3 protein-coding genes are annotated in these 1612 nt (G+C 40.0%); all 3 read left to right on the top strand.

Translation table 11 applies throughout. From position 1 onward, the window contains the following. The first annotated feature begins 216 nt into the window (after nucleotides 1–216). The 3 genes from LU351_RS20405 to LU351_RS20395 all read left to right on the top strand — a co-directional run bounded on the left by LU351_RS20405 (nucleotide 217) and on the right by LU351_RS20395 (nucleotide 1460). Nucleotides 217–663 carry a hypothetical protein gene (locus LU351_RS20405; protein ID WP_232595928.1) on the top strand — a complete coding sequence of 149 codons (447 nt, stop codon included), beginning with the start codon at nucleotides 217–219 and terminating at the stop codon, nucleotides 661–663. A gap of 83 nt (nucleotides 664–746) precedes the next feature. Then, complete coding sequence (locus LU351_RS20400) at nucleotides 747–1091, top strand: hypothetical protein (protein WP_232595927.1); 345 nt, start codon at nucleotides 747–749, stop codon at nucleotides 1089–1091. Nucleotides 1092–1160: 69 nt separating this feature from the next. Continuing rightward, on the top strand, nucleotides 1161–1460 hold the full coding sequence (locus LU351_RS20395) for a DUF4156 domain-containing protein (protein ID WP_232595926.1): 300 nt from the start codon (nucleotides 1161–1163) through the stop codon (nucleotides 1458–1460). Nucleotides 1461–1612 lie beyond the last annotated feature (152 nt).

Genomic DNA, 1612 nt, shown 5'->3' with positions numbered 1-1612 from the left:
CGTTGGAAATGCTGGGTTTGGGTTTTGTTCATGGTGAATCTCCTGTAGACAGGCTCACAGATGAGCTTTATGAGATTCGTTCAAAATGGGACAAAGTGGAAATTTGCCGCGTAGCGGCTTCGTTCAACAAACGGTTCTAATTCGTTCCGGCCATTGCATGGCCTCCACCGGACGCAGCATACGCTGCGCCGTTAAACCGGGCGTTAGAACACTGAAATGAAATACTTAGCCTATTTGATAATAGTTTTTTCCAGCTCAGCATTTTCATGCTCTTGTCTCGATTTTAACGCAGAGGAGTGGGCGTACAAATATGAAACCATAATTTTGGCGAGAAATAAGGGTAAAAATATTTTTTTATCAATTTCAAAAAATCGTTATACCTTTCAACCTGTAGAGGTATTGAAGGGGGAGGTAGGAGATAAGATATTTGTGTGGTCTGATGGCATATTTGGATCGATGTGCGGTACTAGCTTTAGTCAAGGCCAGGAATACCTCCTTTTTATCAATAAGTATAATGGCAGGTATATCGCAGGTCGTTGCAATTCAATCCAAAAAGATACCGAGAAAGGAGCATACATGTACAATGAATCCAAACGTTTTCTAACAAGTAAAGCCAGCAACAGCCCTGCGGGCTTGGACTCGCTTCGCTCGCCGCTGCTTTAAGCGTTATGTGTAAAAAACTAACTATGAGTAATATTTTAAAGACAGGCGTACTGCTCTTGCTGCTAAATGGATGCACCTTGTCAATGAATAATTACATCAAAAATAGTTCGCATACAGAAATAGTAGTGGCAATCACAGGAGCTGTGCCAATAAGAAATGAAGGAGATTTACCAACTATTAAAGAGGTACGGATTCCGCCAAATAGCACATGTAACGTCTGGACTATCGTTGGATACCCTAACCACCTCTACTTGCTAGATCCTGTAGAATCAAAAGTAGGTACTGGAATTCTAGATTCAGGTAAAACTCGATATGTGTCAGTCTATTCATACAAAAACGGTAGATACAACGTTGATTTTGAAAAAGCCTCCAGAAAACTACGTAACTCCCTGAAGCACGGTGACAAATGTATTCAAAATATGAATTAACAGCACATAACAATCAATTCAATAGGGACGCCGCAAGCGGCGCCCATTAATTGGGCGTTATGTGCCCCTATGAATAAAGTATTTTTATATATTTTCTTTTTGTTACTTACCGGATGCTCCCAAGTTAGAATAAATGACGAGCAGGCTGATCTAACCGGTTGTAAAGAGTTAAGTAGGGTAGTTGTAACGGGAAACAGCAAGCGTAGTCATTTTTCTAAACTGAGAGATCAAGCAGAGAAAATTGGGGGTAATATGGTAGTTCCTTTATGGACTCAAGAAGAAATTCAAGTTGCTACTTGCCAGCCTGGTCCTTGTAAGAATCTAGGTACTCATCTTCCAGCTATAGTTTATATGTGCGAATCAAAATGATTTCTAATGTTTATCTCCAATCACATAACAAATAAGAATAAGTGTCGTTAGCCGACACTTATTTGGTTGTTGAACGAGCCCGGTGTCTTCTATTTATAGGAAATAAATTCGGCGAGAGTAATCTTTAAAGCGTTTGCATGTGGTAAACCATT

It is taken from the genome of Marinibactrum halimedae, assembly GCF_021234875.1.
In the GTDB taxonomy this organism is placed as follows: Bacteria; Pseudomonadota; Gammaproteobacteria; order Pseudomonadales; family Cellvibrionaceae; genus Marinibactrum; species Marinibactrum halimedae.
This window is presented reverse-complemented; position numbering and strand designations above follow the sequence as displayed.

Excerpts from the sequence above, each read along its gene's own strand:
- LU351_RS20405 (WP_232595928.1), top strand. The coding sequence starts at position 217 with ATGAAATACTTAGCCTATTTGATAATAGTTTTTTCCAGCTCAGCATTT.
- LU351_RS20400 (WP_232595927.1), top strand. The coding sequence starts at position 747 with ATGAATAATTACATCAAAAATAGTTCGCATACAGAAATAGTAGTGGCA.
- LU351_RS20395 (WP_232595926.1), top strand. The coding sequence starts at position 1,161 with ATGAATAAAGTATTTTTATATATTTTCTTTTTGTTACTTACCGGATGC.